This is a genomic window from Enterobacter cloacae complex sp. OE43NF (assembly GCF_023544405.1).
GTDB classification, from domain to species: domain Bacteria; phylum Pseudomonadota; class Gammaproteobacteria; order Enterobacterales; family Enterobacteriaceae; genus Enterobacter; species Enterobacter cloacae.
The window spans coordinates 1-19,930 of sequence record NZ_JAMJFW010000022.1 but is presented as its reverse complement, the minus strand read 5'-3'; the positions used below and the strand labels follow the sequence as shown (position 1 = coordinate 19,930).

General features: G+C 54.7%; 21 protein-coding genes. 9 read left to right on the top strand and 12 right to left on the bottom strand.

Annotated elements, in window-relative coordinates; all coding sequences use genetic code 11:
- The first annotated feature begins 583 nt into the window (after positions 1 to 583).
- A complete protein-coding gene (gene alaA / locus M8370_RS12250; RefSeq protein WP_013098109.1) occupies positions 584 to 1,798 on the top strand; it encodes an alanine transaminase AlaA in 1,215 nt (404 codons plus the stop codon).
- Positions 1,799 to 1,915: 117 nt separating this feature from the next.
- Positions 1,916 to 2,515 (top strand): 5'-deoxynucleotidase, encoded by a 600-nt coding sequence (gene yfbR, locus M8370_RS12245; protein ID WP_013098110.1) that lies wholly within the window; start codon positions 1,916 to 1,918, stop codon positions 2,513 to 2,515.
- A 53-nt stretch (positions 2,516 to 2,568) separates the two neighbouring features.
- Here the strand turns inward: yfbR and M8370_RS12240 are convergent, their stop codons facing one another.
- The 4 genes from M8370_RS12240 to yfbV form a co-directional block, all read right to left on the bottom strand.
- Entirely contained in the window at positions 2,569 to 4,401 is a 1,833-nt protein-coding gene (locus M8370_RS12240; protein ID WP_020690639.1) for an SLC13 family permease, read from the bottom strand.
- 75 nt (positions 4,402 to 4,476) lie between these two features.
- Positions 4,477 to 5,136: a sugar phosphatase gene (locus tag M8370_RS12235; RefSeq protein ID WP_194500575.1), complete on the bottom strand. Its 660-nt coding sequence runs from the start codon at positions 5,134 to 5,136 to the stop codon at positions 4,477 to 4,479.
- Between the two features lie 11 nt (positions 5,137 to 5,147).
- A complete protein-coding gene (locus M8370_RS12230; RefSeq protein ID WP_013098113.1) occupies positions 5,148 to 5,642 on the bottom strand; it encodes a YfbU family protein in 495 nt (164 codons plus the stop codon).
- 92 nt (positions 5,643 to 5,734) lie between these two features.
- Complete coding sequence (yfbV, locus tag M8370_RS12225) at positions 5,735 to 6,190, bottom strand: terminus macrodomain insulation protein YfbV (RefSeq protein ID WP_020690637.1); 456 nt, start codon at positions 6,188 to 6,190, stop codon at positions 5,735 to 5,737.
- A gap of 336 nt (positions 6,191 to 6,526) precedes the next feature.
- On the opposite strand from yfbV, the gene ackA reads away from it, so the two are divergent.
- Complete coding sequence (gene ackA, locus M8370_RS12220) at positions 6,527 to 7,729, top strand: acetate kinase (RefSeq protein ID WP_013098115.1); 1,203 nt, start codon at positions 6,527 to 6,529, stop codon at positions 7,727 to 7,729.
- A 76-nt stretch (positions 7,730 to 7,805) separates the two neighbouring features.
- Positions 7,806 to 9,947 carry a phosphate acetyltransferase gene (pta, locus tag M8370_RS12215; RefSeq protein WP_013098116.1) on the top strand — a complete coding sequence of 714 codons (2,142 nt, stop codon included), beginning with the start codon at positions 7,806 to 7,808 and terminating at the stop codon, positions 9,945 to 9,947.
- Between the two features lie 111 nt (positions 9,948 to 10,058).
- On the opposite strand, the gene M8370_RS12210 is transcribed toward pta, so the two are convergent.
- From M8370_RS12210 to M8370_RS12190, 5 genes are all read right to left on the bottom strand, one after another.
- Positions 10,059 to 11,012 carry a transketolase family protein gene (locus M8370_RS12210; RefSeq protein WP_013098117.1) on the bottom strand — a complete coding sequence of 318 codons (954 nt, stop codon included), beginning with the start codon at positions 11,010 to 11,012 and terminating at the stop codon, positions 10,059 to 10,061.
- Positions 11,005 to 11,835, bottom strand: a complete 831-nt coding sequence (locus M8370_RS12205; RefSeq protein ID WP_029881737.1) for a transketolase — start codon at positions 11,833 to 11,835, stop codon at positions 11,005 to 11,007. The genes M8370_RS12210 and M8370_RS12205 overlap by 8 nt, the downstream gene beginning before the upstream one ends.
- A complete protein-coding gene (locus M8370_RS12200) occupies positions 11,832 to 13,223 on the bottom strand; it encodes a PTS ascorbate transporter subunit IIC (RefSeq protein ID WP_023622509.1) in 1,392 nt (463 codons plus the stop codon). The genes M8370_RS12205 and M8370_RS12200 overlap by 4 nt, the downstream gene beginning before the upstream one ends.
- 21 nt (positions 13,224 to 13,244) lie before the next feature.
- A complete protein-coding gene (locus tag M8370_RS12195; protein ID WP_013098120.1) occupies positions 13,245 to 13,517 on the bottom strand; it encodes a PTS sugar transporter subunit IIB in 273 nt (90 codons plus the stop codon).
- An 80-nt stretch (positions 13,518 to 13,597) separates the two neighbouring features.
- Positions 13,598 to 14,041, bottom strand: a complete 444-nt coding sequence (locus tag M8370_RS12190) for a PTS sugar transporter subunit IIA (RefSeq protein ID WP_058662055.1) — start codon at positions 14,039 to 14,041, stop codon at positions 13,598 to 13,600.
- Between the two features lie 235 nt (positions 14,042 to 14,276).
- Between M8370_RS12190 and M8370_RS12185 the strand changes: the two genes are divergently transcribed.
- Positions 14,277 to 15,296, top strand: coding sequence for a LacI family DNA-binding transcriptional regulator (locus tag M8370_RS12185; protein WP_013098122.1), 1,020 nt, complete (start codon positions 14,277 to 14,279; stop codon positions 15,294 to 15,296).
- A gap of 3 nt (positions 15,297 to 15,299) precedes the next feature.
- Here M8370_RS12185 and yfcD read toward each other — a convergent pair whose 3' ends face one another.
- Genes yfcD through yfcF form a run of 3 tightly spaced genes read right to left on the bottom strand, consistent with a single transcriptional unit; the run spans position 15,300 to position 17,162 of the window.
- Complete coding sequence (gene yfcD, locus M8370_RS12180; RefSeq protein ID WP_013098123.1) at positions 15,300 to 15,854, bottom strand: NUDIX hydrolase YfcD; 555 nt, start codon at positions 15,852 to 15,854, stop codon at positions 15,300 to 15,302.
- A gap of 55 nt (positions 15,855 to 15,909) precedes the next feature.
- On the bottom strand, positions 15,910 to 16,461 hold the full coding sequence (gene yfcE, locus M8370_RS12175) for a phosphodiesterase (RefSeq protein ID WP_013098124.1): 552 nt from the start codon (positions 16,459 to 16,461) through the stop codon (positions 15,910 to 15,912).
- 56 nt (positions 16,462 to 16,517) lie between these two features.
- Complete coding sequence (yfcF, locus tag M8370_RS12170; protein WP_013098125.1) at positions 16,518 to 17,162, bottom strand: glutathione transferase; 645 nt, start codon at positions 17,160 to 17,162, stop codon at positions 16,518 to 16,520.
- A gap of 140 nt (positions 17,163 to 17,302) precedes the next feature.
- Between yfcF and yfcG the strand changes: the two genes are divergently transcribed.
- The 4 genes from yfcG to M8370_RS12150 all read left to right on the top strand — a co-directional run bounded on the left by yfcG (position 17,303) and on the right by M8370_RS12150 (position 19,837).
- A complete protein-coding gene (gene yfcG, locus M8370_RS12165) occupies positions 17,303 to 17,932 on the top strand; it encodes a GSH-dependent disulfide bond oxidoreductase (RefSeq protein ID WP_023621684.1) in 630 nt (209 codons plus the stop codon).
- A 75-nt stretch (positions 17,933 to 18,007) separates the two neighbouring features.
- Complete coding sequence (folX, locus tag M8370_RS12160; RefSeq protein WP_128311972.1) at positions 18,008 to 18,376, top strand: dihydroneopterin triphosphate 2'-epimerase; 369 nt, start codon at positions 18,008 to 18,010, stop codon at positions 18,374 to 18,376.
- A 13-nt stretch (positions 18,377 to 18,389) separates the two neighbouring features.
- Positions 18,390 to 19,283 carry a TIGR01777 family oxidoreductase gene (locus tag M8370_RS12155; protein ID WP_250021117.1) on the top strand — a complete coding sequence of 298 codons (894 nt, stop codon included), beginning with the start codon at positions 18,390 to 18,392 and terminating at the stop codon, positions 19,281 to 19,283.
- A 44-nt stretch (positions 19,284 to 19,327) separates the two neighbouring features.
- The gene (locus tag M8370_RS12150) at positions 19,328 to 19,837 is read left to right on the top strand and encodes a GNAT family N-acetyltransferase (RefSeq protein WP_250021116.1); all 510 of its coding nucleotides are present in this window, start codon (positions 19,328 to 19,330) and stop codon (positions 19,835 to 19,837) included.
- The last annotated feature ends 93 nt before the right edge of the window (positions 19,838 to 19,930 follow it).

Sequence of the window (19,930 nt, the reverse complement as noted above, 5' to 3'; positions counted from 1 at the left end):
GATATACAAATCACATACGTCTTTCCTCTGCTTTCCTTAAAGACATCTTAACTCAAATCCACTTTATTTATAAGTCTTATCGCAATATTCAGGATTAAAGGTTGTTGTTAGGCTTCTAAACTAATTTTATTAAAATTAACTAAAGTTGCATTTTGTAGGTTAATAATAAATAAATTTTAATTTAGATTAAGGCCAATCATTAATAACACTTAACATTAATTTCACATGAGCAACTTTTAACCAAAGCCTGCTATTACAGCGTGATCTATTGAAGCACTCAGATTTTACGAAAAGTCACTCAGGTAAACTTCCGCCTTAACCCTGGCCGCTATTTTATTTTTAATAGCACAACATGCAACAAAGATTAAAATTAACAGCACAATTAACCTAATAAAACGCTTTCATGCATAACTTTAGACCAGAAAATTTCAACGCAGGCAGCGAAAGAGATTCAGCAGAATTTTTTCTATTGCACAAAATCTTCTTCTGTTTACCCTTCAAAACGAAGCGAGGGGGGAGTACATTGTTCCGTGCTGACTTCCACGGCAGGGAGCGGCAATAATAGCGAAAAGGTTAAAGGTTCATGTCCCCTATCGAAAAATCCAGCAAGCTAGATAACGTCTGTTACGACATCCGTGGCCCGGTTCTCAAAGAGGCAAAACGCCTGGAAGAAGAAGGCAATAAGGTTCTGAAACTCAACATTGGTAACCCTGCGCCGTTTGGTTTTGAAGCGCCGGATGAAATCCTGGTTGATGTGATCCGCAACCTGCCTACTGCACAAGGCTATTGTGATTCAAAAGGACTCTACTCCGCACGCAAAGCCATTATGCAGCACTACCAGGCACGCGGTATGCGTGACGTTACCGTTGAGGATATTTATATCGGTAACGGCGTCTCTGAGCTGATCGTGCAGGCCATGCAGGCATTGCTGAACAGCGGCGACGAAATGCTGGTACCCGCCCCGGATTACCCGCTGTGGACGGCGGCCGTATCACTCTCCAGCGGTAAGGCGGTGCACTATCTCTGCGACGAATCCTCTGACTGGTTCCCGGACCTCGATGATATTCGTGCAAAAATCACCCCGCGTACGCGCGGCATCGTGATTATTAACCCGAACAACCCGACGGGTGCCGTCTACTCTAAAGCGCTGCTGATGGAGATCGTGGAGATCGCCCGTCAGCATAACCTGATCATCTTCGCTGATGAAATTTACGACAAGATCCTGTATGACGCCGCGCAGCACCACTCTATCGCCGCGCTGGCGCCAGACCTGCTGACCGTCACCTTTAACGGCCTGTCTAAAACTTACCGTGTGGCCGGTTTCCGCCAGGGCTGGATGGTCCTCAACGGTCCGAAAAAACATGCGAAAGGTTACATTGAAGGGCTGGAGATGCTGGCTTCCATGCGTTTGTGTGCCAACGTTCCGGCCCAGCACGCGATCCAGACGGCGCTGGGCGGTTATCAGAGCATCAGCGAGTTCATCGTGCCCGGCGGCCGCCTGTACGAACAGCGTAACCGCGCCTGGGAGCTGATCAACGACATCCCTGGCGTCTCATGCGTGAAGCCTAACGGTGCGCTTTACATGTTCCCGAAAATCGACGCGAAGCGCTTCAACATTCACGATGACCAAAAAATGGTGCTTGATTTCCTGCTGCAGGAAAAAGTGCTGCTGGTTCAGGGCACGGCCTTTAACTGGCCATGGCCGGATCACGTTCGTATCGTGACGTTGCCGCGCGAAGACGACCTCGAAATGGCCATCAGCCGCTTCGGGCGATTCCTCTCCGGCTACCACCAGTAACACAAGCATTCTGCCGGGTGGCGCTGCGCTAACCCGGCCTTCAAAATCCGCAAATTTGCATCTTCCCTCCCCTCCCCGCACAATGAAGTCTGTCGCAGTGAAGACAAAAGGTAACCTATGAGTCAGAGTCATTTTTTTGCCCACCTCTCCCGCCTGAAACTCATCAACCGCTGGCCTTTGATGCGCAATGTGCGCACCGAAAATGTCTCAGAACATAGTCTGCAGGTTGCAATGGTCGCGCATGCCCTTGCGGCCATTAAAAACCGCAAATTCAACGGTCAGGTCAATGCGGAACGTATCGCGCTGCTGGCGATGTATCACGATGCGTCAGAAGTGCTGACCGGGGATCTCCCCACGCCGGTGAAATACTTCAATTCGCAGATTGCACAGGAATATAAGGCCATTGAGAAGATTGCCCAGCAGAAACTGATTGAGATGGTCCCGGAAGAGCTACGGGACGTCTTTGAGCCGCTGATTGACGAACATCAGTATACGGAAGAGGAAAAGTCACTGGTGAAGCAGGCGGACGCGCTCTGTGCCTACCTGAAATGTCTGGAAGAGTTGTCTGCGGGGAATAACGAGTTTTTACTGGCCAAAACGCGTCTGGAGAAGACGCTGGAATCCCGCCGCAGCGAAGAGATGGATTATTTTATGCAGGTGTTTGTGCCGAGCTTCCATTTATCGCTGGATGAGATCAGCCAGGATTCTCCGTTGTAATTTTTCGCCGGGTGGCGGCTTCGCCTTACCCGGCCAACGTTTCTGCGCTCACGCTAAAACGGGAATAACACCGGAATCAGCACCACACATACCAGCATCACCAGTATGGTGAACGGTACGCCAATCTTCACGAAATCGCTAAAGCGGTAATTACCCGGCCCCAGTACCAGCGTGTTAACCGGCGAAGAGACCGGCGTCATAAATGCCGCTGAGGCCGCCATCGCCACCATCATCGCAAAGGGGTACGGCGACACGCCCATCGATTTCGCCATCGCCAGTGCAATAGGCGCCATCAGCACCGCCGTGGCGGTATTGGAAATGAACAGCCCTATCGTGGCGCACATCACGAACAGGCACACCATCATCATATACGGACCGTATCCCCCGCCGATGTCCATGAGCCCTTTAACCACTAAATCCACCCCACCGGTTTTTTGCAGGGCAAGGGCGAATGGCATCATCCCGACAATCAAAATGATGCTTGGCCAGTGAATTGCTTTATAGGCGCTCTCGGCATCAATACAGCGAAACTTGCCCATTAACAGGCAGGCAATAATCGCCGCCACCGGGTTCGGGATCTCGTCGGTGAGCATTAGTGCCACCATCAGCACCAGACAAAAAATGGCGTGAGGCGCCTGGCTGTGGGCCGGAGAGGCATCGCTCTCCTCAACGGGCATGTTGAGTACCACAAAATCGCGGCCTTTTTGGCCGAGCTGGCTGATAAGCTTCCAGTTACCCACCACGAGAAAAATATCGCCCAGCAGGATAGGCTCATCCACCACGGCCCCTTCCATCGCCACGCCATCACGCTTCAGGCCGACGACATTAAGACCGTAGCGGGTACGGAACCCCATTTCACGCACGGTTTTGCCCAACAATTCCGATTCCGGGATCAGCGACACTTCCGCCATACCCACATCCAGCGCCTGGTCGGAGAAATACTCTCCGCGTAGCACCATCGGCTCCAGCAGCTGCTCACTGCAAAACTCACGCAGATCGACCTCTGCGGTGGACATATCGATCAGCAGAACGTCACGCGCCCGGAATTCGGACACCCCGTTCACGTTGACGATGACCCGGCGAAAGCGACGCCAGCGCTCCACGCCGATCACGTTCGCGCCATACCGTTCGCGCAGCTTCAGGTCATCCAGGCGCTGGCCGACCATTGGCGAACCGGGACGAATAGCCAGACGGCGGGCGCGGCCGGCCAGACGGTACTCTTTGATCAAATCGCGGAAGGTGCGTCGTTTCCAGCCATCTTTAGTTTTGTCCTGCTTCTCGCCTTTCAGGGCGAAGCGAGTCAGCAGCATATACACCACACCCATCAACAAAATGACCAGCCCAAGCGGGGTGACGCTGAAGAAGCTAAAGCCCTCCAGCCCTTCACGTATCAGCTCGCTGTTGACCACCAGGTTTGGCGGCGTGGCCACCAGGGTCATCATACCGCTGATGAGCCCGGCAAAGCTCAGGGGCATCATCAGGCGCGACGGTGAGGTTTGCATGCGCATGGAGACGCTCAACACCACCGGGATAAAGATGGCAACGACGCCCGTCGAGCTCATAAAGGCTCCCAGCCCGGCGACCGTAAGCATGAGGTAGATCAGCATTTTGGTTTCGCTGTTGCCTGCCACCCTCACCAGCCATGCCCCCACAAGGGTTGCTACGCCGGTGCGCACCAGCCCGTCGCCGATAATAAACAGCGCGGCAATCAGAATGACGTTAGGATCGCTAAATCCCGAGAAGGCTTCCGGCAGCGTGAGCGTACCGCTCAGCGCAAACGCAACGATAACAAACAAAGCGACGGCATCCATGCGCACTTTGCCTGTAGCAAACAAAATGATGGCGATTAAAAGCAGGCTGAGCACCCAAATCAGTTCACCGTTCACAACATGTCCTTGTCAGAGAGAGATGCGAAATTGTGCCATAAAAAAGCCCCAGCAGCGTGGGGCTAAATCATGGGATTACACTTTTAGCGAGACGGTTACAATACCGTCTGGCGCCTTAGCGATATCAAGCGCGGTCAGCGTATTGAGCACAAAGTCCGCCTCGTCCAGACGGGGAGAATCGGCCGGAACGTTGACGGCAATAACGTGGCTGCCGGCGTTCAATCCGGCCAGCACGCCCGCTGCCGCATCTTCCACCACCACGCACTCCGCCGGGGGGATGCCGAGCATTTCTGCACCCAGCAAAAAGGCATCAGGCTCCGGTTTGCCGCGTTTCACGCGCTCTGCGGTAATGAACACGTCCGGCGTGGGTAAACCCGCCGCCTTATGACGGGCGTGAGCCACGGGAACCGAGCCGGAGGTGACAATGGCCCACGGAATTTCCGCTTCATTCAAATGCTCAAGCAGTTCACGAGCACCGGGTAACGCGGTGATGCCGTCCGTATCGGTGGCTTCAATGTGTTCCAGATATTTAAACTCTGCCTGAATTTCGTCCTCAGAGCGTCCCGCCAGAAAATGCCGGAGCGAGGTTATGGCCTGTTTGCCGTGGATAAAATTCAGCACGTCCTGATGGTTGATGCCATGTCTGTCCGCCCAATGGCACCATGAACGCTCTACAACCGGTAGCGAATCCACCAGCGTACCGTCCAGATCAAACAGAAAACCTCTACACTGCACACGCACCTCCGTCAGGCATTAATGATTTGTTGAATTTCGTTGCTGCTTAAGTGGTACTGGCGCGGGCAGGCGTGCCATGCGCTCAGCATGCGCTGGTATTTTTCCCACATAGGGGTCTGCGCGTTAAAGCCGTGGGTGCCCGCATCAAAGTGCGTATAACGCCCTTCTGTATTCACCATAAAGCGGACATAGCTCAAATAGCGCGCTTCCGTTGCGGCATCAAAGCCTAAGAAAGTGACGCGGCGCTCGTCAATGGACTGCTGATCTTTCAGGTTGGTCCAGGACACGTGAAGCGCGTGGTACATCTCCATAATGTCGATCACGATGCGGCAGGTTTCTTCTTTCAGCTCGCCAAACTCGCGGTCCAGTTCACGCATCTGCAAACCAAAGCCGCGTTCGACGATGGTCTGCAGGCGGCTGTAGCGCTCAGCGTTATCGGGATCAAGCATAGTCATCATTTTGTACTGGTTGGACAAAATCAGACGTTGAGCATGGGTCATTTCCATCTTTCGACTCCTGTAGCGCATGGCACTTGAAAAAAAAGACACGGTAACGGTGTGTTACTGTGCCTTCTTTTATTAGTCGTTTCGATGATCAATCACAAATCATCGAGGAATGTTTTATCAAGTTGCTTAAAAGCTCGCTTAAGCGTGTCAGCCAGCGCCTGATAATCGGGCTTGCCTTCAACCGGAGCGAGCGCCTGACCGGCTTCTTCCAGTTTCCCGCGAACGTCATAAAACCAGTGTAAAATAGAAGGCGGCAGAGGTGTGATTGAACGCTTACCTAACCACCACAGCCCTTGCATCGGCAGGCTCAACGCAAAAAGCGCCGTCGCCACGGCAGGCCCGAGCTGTCCGCCCAGTGCAATTTGCCAGCAGAGGGTAAAGATAGCGACAGGAGGCATGAAGCGAATCGCGTAGCGCGTGGCGCGGATTGTGCGATTCTCAATGAACATGGGCGCAAGGCGTTTTTCCATCGGCCACGTCTTCGCGTAATGCTGTCCCCGACGAAACAGACTAAAAAAATTCACGGACGGGATCTCAGGTGTCGACATGGCATACCTCAACTTCACATATAAAAATTAAAATTTTCGTGCAAAACCACAACAAGCTATGACAACGTTCAAAATATTTTGTCATCACTACCCCGTATCGGGTATCCTGTGCCAGCCTGATAGGGCCGTAGACGAGAATCGTTAACTCGTCAAATTATCGCATATTATGCCATTGTCTGAAAAATGTTCAAAATGGCTTAAAATCATAGGTATTTCTTCCATCCTGCCAGAATGTTCGTTTGGCATGATGTTAATCATAAATGTCTGGGTCAGCATGCGTTACGCTTTTAGACTCTTTGACGTTTTTTTAGCCACGTATCAATTATAGGTACTTCCATGTCGAGTAAGTTAGTACTGGTTCTGAACTGCGGTAGCTCCTCACTGAAATTCGCCATCATCGATGCGCTCAACGGTGACGAGTACCTCTCTGGTTTGGCCGAATGTTTCCATCTGCCTGAAGCACGTATCAAGTGGAAGATGGACGGCAGCAAACAAGAAGCGGCTTTAGGTGCAGGCGCCGCTCACAGTGAAGCGCTGAACTTTATCGTTAACACTATTCTGGCACAAAAACCAGAACTGTCTGCTCAGCTGACTGCGATTGGTCACCGTATCGTCCATGGTGGCGAGAAATACACCAGTTCCGTCGTGATTGACGACTCTGTTATCCAGGGCATCAAAGACTCTGCATCTTTTGCACCGCTGCACAACCCGGCGCACCTGATCGGTATCGCTGAAGCGCTGAAATCCTTCCCGAATCTGAAAGACAAAAACGTGGCCGTGTTTGACACCGCGTTCCATCAGACCATGCCGGAAGAGTCTTACCTCTATGCCCTGCCATACAGCCTCTACAAAGAGCACGGTGTTCGTCGCTATGGCGCGCACGGCACCAGCCACTTCTATGTGACTCAGGAAGCGGCAAAAGTGCTGAACAAACCGGTTGAAGAAGTGAACATCATCACCTGCCACCTGGGCAACGGTGGTTCCGTTTCTGCAATCCGCAACGGTAAATGTGTTGATACCTCCATGGGTCTGACCCCGCTGGAAGGTCTGGTGATGGGTACGCGTTCCGGTGACATCGACCCGGCGATCATCTTCCACCTGCACGACACCCTGGGCATGAGCGTTGACCAGATCAACAAAATGCTGACCAAAGAGTCTGGCCTGCTGGGTCTGACCGAAGTCACCAGCGACTGCCGTTACGTTGAAGACAACTACGCAGAGAAAGAAGACGCTAAACGTGCAATGGACGTTTACTGCCACCGTCTGGCGAAATACATCGGCTCTTACACTGCGCTGATGGATGGCCGTCTGGACGCTGTTGTCTTCACCGGTGGTATCGGTGAGAACGCGGCAATGGTTCGCGAACTGTCCCTGGGCAAACTGGGCGTTCTGGGCTTTGAGGTTGATCACGAGCGTAACCTGGCTGCCCGCTTCGGCAAGTCTGGCTTCATCAACAAAGAAGGCACCCGCCCTGCTCTCGTTATCCCAACAAACGAAGAGCTGGTCATCGCGCAAGACGCGCACCGTCTGACTGCTTGATTCCACACCGCCAGCTCTGCTGGCGGTGCTGTTTTGTCACCCGCCACAATCAGGCGGTAACGAAAGAGGATAAACCGTGTCCCGTACTATTATGCTGATCCCTACCGGAACCAGCGTCGGCCTGACCAGCGTCAGCCTTGGCGTGATCCGTGCTATGGAACGCAAAGGCGTTCGTCTGAGCGTCTTTAAGCCAATCGCCCAGCCACGTGCCGGTGGCGATGCGCCAGACCAGACCACCACCATCGTTCGTAAGAACTCCAATCTGCCAGCGGCCGAACCGCTGAAGATGAACCACGTTGAATCTCTGCTCTCCAGCAACCAGAAAGACGTGCTGATGGAAGAGATCATCGCCAACTACCACGCCAATACAAAAGACGCGGAAGTGGTGCTGGTTGAAGGCCTGGTTCCGACCCGCAAACACCAGTTTGCCCAGTCGCTGAACTTCGAAATTGCGAAAACCCTGAACGCCGAGATCGTCTTTGTGATGTCTCAGGGCACAGATACCCCAGAGCAGCTGAAAGAGCGTATCGAACTGACCCGCAGCAGCTTCGGTGGTACTAAAAACACCAACATCACGGGCGTAATCGTCAACAAACTGAATGCGCCTGTGGATGAGCAGGGCCGTACGCGTCCTGACCTGTCCGAGATCTTCGACGACTCTTCCAAAGCGAAAGTCATTAAAGTTGACCCGGCTAAACTGCAGGAATCCAGCCCGCTGCCGGTTCTGGGCGCGGTGCCGTGGAGCTTCGATCTGATTGCCACCCGTGCCATCGATATGGCGCGTCACCTGAACGCCACCGTGATCAACGAAGGCGACATCAATACCCGCCGCGTGAAATCCGTGACCTTCTGCGCCCGCAGCATTCCGCACATGCTGGAGCACTTCCGTGCAGGTTCCCTGCTGGTGACCTCCGCAGACCGTCCAGACGTGCTGGTTGCTGCCTGCCTGGCCGCAATGAATGGCGTAGAAATCGGTGCTATCCTGCTGACCGGTGCTTACGAGATGGATCCACGCGTCAGCAAGCTGTGCGAACGCGCGTTCGCGACTGGCCTGCCGGTATTCATGGTTAATACCAACACCTGGCAGACCTCCCTGAGCCTGCAGAGCTTCAACCTGGAAGTGCCGGTTGATGACCACGAGCGTATCGAGAAAGTTCAGGAATACGTTGCAAGCTACATCAACGCAGACTGGATCGAATCGCTGACCGCAACCTCCGAGCGCAGCCGTCGTCTGTCTCCTCCGGCCTTCCGTTACCAGCTGACCGAGCTGGCGCGTAAAGCGGGCAAACGTGTTGTTCTGCCAGAAGGCGACGAACCACGTACCGTGAAAGCGGCCGCAATCTGTGCAGAGCGCGGCATCGCGACCTGTGTGCTGCTGGGTAACCCGGATGAGATTAACCGCGTTGCGGCATCCCAGGGTGTTGAGCTGGGTGCTGGCATCGAAATCGTTGATCCAGAAGTGGTTCGCGAAAGCTACGTTGCCCGTCTGGTCGAACTGCGTAAGAACAAAGGCATGACCGAAGCCGTTGCGCGTGAGCAGCTGGAAGACAACGTGGTGCTGGGTACGCTGATGCTGGAGCAGGACGAAGTTGACGGCCTGGTATCCGGTGCGGTTCACACTACCGCGAACACCATCCGTCCACCGCTGCAGCTGATCAAAACGGCTCCAGGCAGCTCTCTGGTTTCCTCCGTGTTCTTCATGCTGCTGCCTGAACAGGTTTACGTTTACGGCGACTGTGCGATCAACCCGGATCCAACCGCAGAGCAGCTGGCTGAAATCGCAATCCAGTCCGCGGACTCCGCGATTGCCTTCGGTATCGAACCACGCGTCGCGATGCTTTCCTACTCTACCGGCACCTCTGGTGCAGGTAGCGACGTAGAGAAAGTGCGTGAAGCGACCCGTATTGCACAGGAAAAACGCCCTGATCTGATGATCGACGGCCCGCTGCAGTACGATGCCGCAGTTATGGCTGACGTTGCGAAATCCAAAGCGCCAAACTCCCCGGTTGCAGGTCGCGCTACCGTGTTCATCTTCCCGGATCTGAACACCGGTAACACCACCTACAAAGCGGTACAGCGTTCAGCAGACCTGATCTCGATCGGGCCAATGCTGCAGGGTATGCGCAAACCTGTGAACGACCTGTCTCGTGGCGCGCTGGTAGACGATATCGTCTACACCATCGCGCTGACGGCGATCCAGTCTTCGCAGCAGCAGTAAATAAGGTCTTGCCGGATGGCGCTTCGCTTATCCGGCCTACAGGACCGTAGGCCCGGTAAGCGCTAGCGCCACCGGGCAACAAAAAGGCGACCCCACGGTCGCCTTTTTTATTTACAGCAGCTCTCGCGCCGCTGAAACGATGTCATGCGCCGTCAGGCCATACTCCTTCTGCAGGAAGTCCTGCGTCCCTACCTGACCATAACGCTCCTTCACCCCCACGCGACGCATCGGCACCGGGCAGGTCTCCACCAGCACTTCCGCCACCGCCGAGCCCAGCCCGTTGTGAATGCTATGGTTTTCGCAGGTCACGATCCGCCCGGTTTTCTCGGCGTAGTTTTTCACCAGCATCCGGTCGATGGGCTTCAGGGTAAACATGTCTATCACTGCCGCGCTAACGCCCTCCTGCTCAAGCTGACGGGCCGCTTCCAGCGCTTCGGCCACCATAATGCCGTTGGCAATCAGGGTAATGTCGCTTCCTTCGCGCAGAACATTGCCTTTGCCGATGGTAAACGTTGAACCCGGGGCATACACGCTTGGCGCCTGCTTACGGATAGTACGTACCCAGTAGAACCCGTCGAGGTCGATAAGCTGGCGCAGTATGTCTTCAAACATCACCGCGTCGGTCACCTCCAGCACTACCGAATGCGCCAGACCGCGCACAATGCCCATATCCTCGAACGACATATGCGTCCCGCCGTTGTGGCAGGCCGTCACGCCCGCATCCGAGGCAATGACCTTCACGTTATTTCGCTGGTAGTCCAGGGACATAAACAGCTGGTCGAAGCAGCGACGGCTGGCAAAGGCGGTAAAGGTATGAACAAACGGCTTGCGGCCGGTGAGTGACAGCCCGGCCGCGGTACCGATCACGTTGGCCTCCATAATGCCGCAGTTGATCACATGTTGCGGATAATCGCGCGCCACGCCGTCCATCGCCATTGAGCTCATCAGATCCGCTTCCAGGGCGATGATCTCGCTCCCGGCTTCAATCTGTTTTGCCACAAAGCCCGCGTAGATCTTACGCATCTCTATGGCATCTTTCTGTCCTGCAGGTGCAACCTTAATCATGAGTTACCTCCAGCTGGCGGATCGCCTCGTCGAGGGCCGCTTTGCTCTCCGGGGTCAATCGCAGATGGTGCGAGTTACCCAGCTGTTCCAGATACGCCACTCCCTGTCCTTTGATGCTGTCGAGGATCACCACCCGCGGACGCGCATCCGCTGGCGGAACCGGTGCAGTGACCTTCAGCAGTGCCGGGATGTCATCTCCTTTCACCGTCACCACGTCAAAACCAAAGGCGCGGAATTTCCCTTCCAGATCGAACGCGCAGATGATCTCATCCAGCTCGCCATCAAGCTGTTGTTTATTCCAGTCCACAAACACCGTCAGGTTGTTAAGACGATGGTGGGCAATAAACTGGAACGCTTCCCAGCACTGCCCTTCGTTCAGCTCGCCGTCACCGACGATGCAAAAGACCCGATTTGACCGCCCGGCCAGCTTATGCGACAGCGCCATGCCGCCCGCGATGGAGATCCCCTGGCCAAGCGAGCCGGTCGTGGCATCCACACCGCGTGTTTTTAGCCGGTCCGGATGGCTTGGCAGGCGTGTGCCGTTCTGGTTAAGCGTGCTCAGCTCTTCCATCGGGAAATAGCCCTTAATCGCCAGCGTACTGTACAGGGCCGGTCCCGCATGGCCCTTCGACAGGACAAAGTAGTCTCGTTCGGGCCAGTCCGGGTCTGCCGGGTCAATTTTCATTACCGCGCCGTACAGTACGGCCAGGGTTTCGACGACCGACATACTGCCGCCGTAGTGACCAAATCCCAGCTGCGTCAGCGATTTCAGGGTCTCGAGTCGAATTTGACGCGCGAGTTCGGTTATCTCATTCTCGTTCATGATTTGGCTCCGGTGTTTTCCTGCGCATTACCACCCGCAGATTTGTTTTTCGCGAACACGTTGTACGCCACCAGCAGCGCGAACAACGCAACGACAAGCCCGGTGATGGCCAGTGGTGACAGGAAGCGCGCCAGGTTACCAAGCACAATCCCGACGGCGCCGAAGTCAGCGTCCGAGAAAGTGGTATTGGCAAAGCCAATGGCTCCCAGTACTGGCAGCAGCAGCACCGGCAGGAAGGTGATTAAGAGCCCGTTGGCAAAGGCGCCAATCATTGCCCCGCGACGTCCACCGGTGGCGTTACCAAACACGCCCGCGGTTGCGCCGGTGAAGAAGTGCGGCACCACACCCGGCAGGATCAGCACCCAGTTAAACTGGCCGCAGATAATTAACCCCACAATCCCCCCGAGGAAGCTGAACAGGAAGCCAATCAGCACCGCGTTGGGCGCATACGGATAGACCACCGGGCAGTCCAGGGCCGGACGCGCATTGGGCACCAGTTTTTCTGAGAAGCCGGTAAAGGCCGGGACGATTTCTGCCAGAATCAGGCGTACACCCTGCAGGATGATGAACACCCCTGCGGCGAAGGTGATTGCCATGATAATGGCGTAGACCAGGTAGTTCTGACCGCCGCTGAAGGTCGCCTCGACGTATTCACGCCCGGCGCTCACCGCCATGATCAGGTAGATAATCATCATGGTCAGAGAGATGGAGATCGAGCTGTCACGCAGGAAGCTCAGGTTCTTCGGCAGGTTCATCTCTTCGGTTGAACGTGAACCTTTGCCGACCTTGCTGCCAATCCAGCCGGACAGCACGTAGCCCAGAGTGCCGAAATGGCCGAAAGCAATATCATCGTTGCCGGTAATGCGCTTCATGTAACGCTGCGCAATCGCCGGGAAGAAGGCCATGACCAGCCCGAGGATCAGCGACCCCGTAAAGACCAGCCCTACCCCTTCAAAGCCCGCAACCGTGAGGATCACCCCAATCATGCACGCCATGTAGAACGTGTGGTGTCCGGTCAGGAAGATATACTTCAGACGGGTAAAGCGGGCGACGAGAATATTGGCCACCATCCCAAACGCCATAATCAGCGCAGTCGAGGCCCCATATTTTTCCAGCGCAATGGAAACAATCGCTTCATTATTGGGAATAATGCCCTGGATATTAAAGGCGTGTTCAAACATACCGCCTAATGGATTTAATGACCCCACCAGCACGGTGGCGCCACCGCCCAGCACAATAAACCCGAGAATAGTTTTAATGGTCCCTTTTACAACGTCAGAAAAGGCTTTTTTCTGCGCAACGAGACCAATTAAGGCAATCAGGCCTACCAGTACGGAAGGGACTTTTAAAATATCGACAACGAAATTCAGCGTTTCAAGGATAAACATATCCACCTCGCCTTATCAGGGTTATTGTCTTTCGAACCAGGCACGCAGCTGCGCTTCAAGTTCGTTGATATCGATGATGTTATTGATCACCACCAGCTGGTTTTCCGGCACGCTGGCGCTGGAGGCAATATCTTTCGCCATCACGAAAAGATCGGCCGCACCGGGCGTGGCTGAAGAGAGATCGGAGTGCTCAACCTCGGCGTCAATGTCCAGCTTCTTAAGCACTTTTTTAATATTCATTTCGACCATAAAACTACTGCCCAGGCCAGAACCGCATATAGCCATGATTTTCATTGTTGTCCCCTTTTTTGCGTAGAGTATGTCCCATCACGCTTGCGCGTAATGTGTGTGACGAGTCGGATTAAATAATTAAATCAGAAGCGGTCGATTATCGTTTTAATTTCCTCCAGGGTATTCGCCTGATGTAATTCCGCCATATCCTCATCGCTTGAAAATAATTCAGCCAGCGCGGAGATCATTTCGATATGGCTGTGTTTATCCGGTGCCGCCAGCATAACGATCACATCGACGGGATCAAATTCGCCTGCACCGAATGAAACGCCCTTCCTGAGTTTTAATAATGAGAGGCCCAGTCCTTTTGCCCCCTCTTCCGGCCGCGCATGCGGCATGGCCAGCCCTGGTGCCAGCACATAATAGGGTCCTAAAGTGTGGTGCTGCTCAATAATGGCCGTCACGTATTCCGGCGCAATGACCTGCAGCTCCAGCAACGGTTTCGCGCATATCTCCAGCGCCTGCGGCCAACTCTCAACGCTTTCCTGCAGCGTGATGGTTGTATCATATATCCACTTTTTGAGCATTTCCCCTCCCGGCATCGCGCTAAAGATGAACAAACTTTATTCAACGCATAACGAATTGGCTGCGATCGGGATCACAAAGATAGCGCTACCAAGATCTAACATTCAGAAGTGTGATAGCGCTATCAAATTGACATCCTGGCGCGAAATCACAGCAAAAAAAGGGATTTAAGGCGTATACTGCCTGTCACGTGAAGCGAAGGATGAAATGAGTGGCGTCCTGTCAGCAGGAAGGTGTATGTCTCTAACCCGAAAACGGCGCAGTACCGGTAAAGTGACACTTGCCGATGTCGCACAGCTTGCCGGTGTGGGCACAATGACCGTGTCCCGTGCTCTCCGCACGCCTGAACAGGTTTCCGATAAACTGCGAGAAAAAATAGAAGCCGCGGTACAAGAGTTAGGCTATATGCCCAATCTTGCAGCCAGTGCGCTGGCTTCGGCCTCGTCATGGACGATTGCGATGGTCGTCCCCAATCTTTCCGAAGCCGGTTGTTCCGAAATGTTCGCCGGGCTCCAGCAGGTGTTACAGCCCGCCGGCTATCAGATCATGCTGGCCGAATCCCAGCATCGTCTTGAACAGGAAGAGAAATTGCTGGAAACGCTGCTGGCGTCAAATATCGCCGCAGCGATATTGCTCAGCGTCGAACATACTGACACCGTGCGTCACTGGCTGAAAAACGCCTCGATTCCGGTGATGGAGATGGGCGCCATGCGCGCCGATCCTATCGATATGAATATCGGGATTGATAACGTCGCGGCCATGTATGAACTTACGGAAATGGTCATCAAACGCGGCTACCAGAACATCGGCCTGCTGTGTGCCAACCAGGAGCAGTGGATTTTCCAGCAGCATTTGCAGGGCTGGTACAAAGCGATGCTGCGCCACCATATGTCGCCTAACCGGGTGATTAACGCCGCCATGCCGCCGAGCTTTTCGACGGGGGCCGCACAACTTCCTGAATTTCTGCTGGCGTGGCCGGAGCTGGATGCGCTGGTTTGCGTCTCAGATGAACTGGCCTGTGGCGCGCTGTACGAGTGCCAGCGCAGGCGTATCAAGGTGCCGGACGATCTGGCCGTGGTCGGGTTTGGCGACAGTGACGTCAGCCGTGTCTGTCAGCCGCCGCTGACGACGATGGCAGTACCCCATCGTAAGATTGGTATTGAAGCGGGACGTGCATTGCTGGAACGTCTGAATGACGGAGACTGGCGCGATCAGAAACCCATCGCATCCAGTCTGTGTCTGAGGGAGAGCTGCTAAAGCTTATTCGGCCTCTTCTTCTTTCTCAGATTTGGTCGATTCGTTTTTGGCGTTGCGGGTCATCCACAGCGCCAGTGCTTTTAACGAATCCGGCGTGAACTCGTCACAACGCGCGGTGATCTCTTCCGGCGTCATCCAGCTCACTTCGCTTACTTCTTCTTCCTGCAGGGCGAACGGCCCGTGGGAAACGCAGCTAAACAGCCCGCCCCAGACACGGCAATGTTCGTCTTCAAAATAGAACTGTCCATGCTCGGCAAACGGTACGCCCGCAATGCCTAGCTCTTCTTCCGCTTCACGGCGTGCGGAATCCAGCAGGACCTCATCCGCCTGAACGACACCGCCCGCAGTGGCATCCAGCATACCAGGGAGAAAATCTTTGGTGTCCGTGCGGCGTTGAACCAAAATTTTGCCCATGCCGTCATGAACAACAATATACGTCGCACGATGACGCAGGCGTTCAGCGCGCATTTGTTCGCGGCTGGCCTGCGCGATCACTTCATTCTCTTCGTTGACAATGTCAACCCACTCTGTACTTGCCAAATGACTCTGCTCCACCATCGGGAAACCTTCTCGTCTAAGCGCTCTTACGGCGCGTTTACAGTTGAGGTGTAACTTACGGATTAATCGCTACCTGTGCAATAACTTGCTGATCATTAAGTGCGATAACGCTTAACGTATGCTCATCAAGCATGCCATAGCTCGCCGGGTATCCGCCTTTCGGAATGCTGACCGAACCTGGGTTGAAGTGATAAATCTCCCCGCGTTTTTCTGCTACCGGAATATGAGTATGGCCGTAAACCAGGACATCGCCAGCGGCCAGCGCCGGGAGATTATCCGGGCTAAAAAGATGACCATGGGTGAGGAACAGACGGCATTTTTCCAGCAGCACCTGTTGCCACGGAGCGGTCATGGGGAAGTGCAGCAGCATCTGGTCCACTTCGCTGTCGCAGTTACCGCGCACGGCAATAATGCGCGAGGCATAGGGGTTGAGTTTTTCCGCCACCTGCGCAGGGGCATAGCCTTCCGGCAATGCGTTACGTGGGCCATGGTTCAACACGTCACCCAGAATAACCAGCCACTGCGCCCCACTTTGTGCGAACAGGGAAAGAACGCGCTCGGTCGCGGGCAGCGATCCATGGATATCCGACGCAAACATCAGTTTCATTAGTCACTCCTCAGAAAAACAGACTGCCCTTATCATACCTTAAGCGCCAGGGCTTATCAGCCGACGCGCTTAGCGGAGAGTGCCACATAGCGCTGCACCGACGCACGTTGCCACTGGAAAGTGGCGTAATCCACCAGCAGTTGGGGGACGTCATCGCCGTTAAGGATCAAGCGGTTCAGCATCAGCGCCAGGTCGGTATCGGCAATACACCATTCGCCAAACAGGTTCGGGTTACCGTGGGCCAGCAGCGAGGTGGCGGTGTCAATCAGCTTTTGCGCGCTCTGCGCCCCCTCAGTACTCAGGGCGGGCTTTTTCACACCCGCAAATACCACATCCGTGGAGCGTTCAACGCGAATCGGCACCAAATCGCTGCGTAGCCACGCCTGGATTTGCCGTGCCCGGGCCCGCTTTTGCAGATCGTGAGGATAAATACGCTCCCACTCTGGTGGCGCGAACCTATCTTCCAAGTATTCATCGATCGCCGACGATTCACTCAGCGCGAAGCCATCAATGTCCAGTACCGGCACGCGCCGGGTCAGATCGTAACCCTGCCACTGCGGTTTCAGATGTTCACCGCCGTCCAGATCAACGGTTTTCAGGCTAAATGACAGCCCTTTTTCCGCCAGCGCCACGTACACGCTCATGACATAGGGTGAAAAGAATTGGGCATCGGACCACAACGTGATTACAGGCTGGTTCATAACATCCTCATCGGCTGATCGGTATTCCCTCAACATATAGTCTCTTTACGCCGCTGTCACTTGATGAAAACTCACGATTTTGCACAACCACCTATACTGATTGGTCATGGCATTACACTTCACACTGACAGGAGTTGAGAATGATCGACCTTTATTACGCCCCTACTCCAAACGGCCATAAGATCACCCTCTTTCTTGAAGAAGCCGAGCTGGAATACAGGATCATCCGCGTGGATATCAGCAAAGGCGATCAGTTCAGGCCTCTCTTTCTGGCCATCTCACCGAACAACAAAATCCCGGCCATCATCGATAACCTGCCAGCTGATGGCGGCAAACCGTTGAGCCTGTTTGAATCCGGGGAGATTTTGCTCTATCTGGCGGAGAAAACCGGCAAACTGCTGAGCGGGGAACTGCGCGAGCGTCACCACACGCTACAGTGGCTGTTCTGGCAGACAAGCGGCCTGGGCCCGATGCTGGGGCAGAACCACCACTTTACCGCTTACGCGCCACAACCCATCCCGTATGCGATAGAGCGCTATCAGGTGGAAACGCAGCGGCTGTACGGCGTACTGAACCGTCGGCTGGAAAAATCACCGTGGCTCGGGGGCGATCATTACAGTATCGCCGATATCGCCTGCTGGCCGTGGGTGAATACCCATGAACGTCACCGTATTGATTTAGCCTCTTACCCGGCGGTTAACAACTGGTTTGAACGTATCCGCACCCGCCCGGCGACCGAGCGTGCGATGAAAAAAATCCAGGAGATTTAGGCCTGCGCCCGGTTGGGCGCGTGTCAGGCTCTCATGTATTATGGGGAGGAAATACTGACACGGAGAAGACCTGCAATGTCGCAGCATGACGCTATTATTCGTATAAAAAATTTACGCTTACGTACTTTTATCGGTATCAAAGACGAGGAGATCGCCAACCGTCAGGATATCGTGATTAATGTGGTTATCCACTATCCGGCAGACAAAGCGAGAGGCAGTGAAAATATCAATGACGCGCTGAACTATCGCACGATTACGAAAAGCATCATTCAGTACGTGGAAAATAACCGATTCTCTCTGCTGGAAAAATTAACTCAGGATGTGCTCGACATCGCACGCGAACATCACTGGGTCACTTATGCTGAAGTAGAGATCGATAAACTTCACGCCCTGCGTTATGCCGACTCCGTCTCCATGACGTTAAGCTGGCAGCGCCGGGCGTAAACCTGGAGGTTGTATGAAGATTCTGCTGACCGGCGGTACAGGCCTGATTGGCCGTCATCTCATTGCGCGCCTGCAGGCGTTACATCACGACATTACCGTGGTAACGCGCAGCCCTGAGAAAGCGCGCCAGGTGCTGGGTGCCGGTATCGACATCTGGAAAAATCTGGCTGACCGGCAGAATCTGGACGGCTTTGACGCCGTCATCAACCTGGCCGGTGAACCCATCGCCGACAAACGCTGGACGGAAGAGCAAAAACAGCTGTTGTGCAGCAGCCGCTGGAACATCACCGAAAAGCTGGTCGAGCTGATCCGTAACAGCCATACCCCGCCATCGGTACTGATTTCCGGTTCTGCGGTAGGCTATTACGGCGATCTCGGTGAGGTGGTCGTGACCGAAGAAGAGCCGCCGCACAACGAGTTTACCCATAAGCTCTGCGCCCAGTGGGAACGTATTGCCTGTGCTGCCCAGAGCGATAATACCCGCGTGTGCCTGCTGCGTACCGGCGTCGTTCTCGCGCCGAAAGGCGGCATTCTGGCGAAAATGCTTCCTCCGTTCCGGCTCGGACTGGGCGGCCCCATCGGTAATGGCCGTCAGTATCTGCCGTGGATCCACATCGACGATATGGTCAACGGTATTCTCTGGCTGCTGGATAACGATCTACGTGGGCCGTTTAATATGATTGCGCCGTACCCGGTACGTAACGAGCAGTTTGCCCACGCGCTGGGCCATGCTCTGCATCGCCCGGCGATTTTGCGCGTGCCCGCAACCGTGATTCGTCTGATGATGGGTGAAGCGTCCGTGCTGGTGCTGGGCGGGCAGCGTGCGCTACCGAAACGGCTTGAAGCGGCCGGGTTTGCGTTTCGCTGGTATGACTTAGAAGAGGCGTTGAGGGATGTGGTGGGATGAATATGTTACATTTGTACGCCATGTCCCGATGAAATGGCGTAACAATGGCAACCATTACCACACCCCGGCTTCACCTCACCCCTTTCGAACCCACTGACTGGGCCTTCTTCCGCTCGTTGCGGGAAGATCGCAATATCATGCGTTACATGGCCGCCATCGCGCCGGAAAAAGAGACCCGGCGCGTATTTGCTACGCGCTTAACGGCGGCGCACGTTTTTGTGATTCGTTTTCATGATGATGACACGCCACTGGGCGATATCGGCCTGCAGATCAGCCCGGAGAATCGTGAAGAGGCGGATATTGGCTATACGGTTGTGCCTGCCGCGCAGGGGAAAGGTATCGCCAGTGAGGCGTTGCGCGCGGTATGTGAATATGCGTTTAACCAGACCGGCGTGAAAGCGATTAACGCCTACGTACTGGCGGACAACGGCAGGTCGGTGCGGGTGCTGGAGAAAGCGGGGTTTGTGCGTACGCAGGTGCTGGAGAAGGCGTACGAGATTGACGGCGTACGGTATGACGACTGGGTGTATCGGCTGGAGTGCGGTGCGGTCTGATGCCCTTACCCCGGCCCTCTCACACAGGAGAGGGAGAAAACCCAGCCTGTAGGCCCGGTAAGCGAAGCGCCACCGGGCGATTGGGCTGCACCG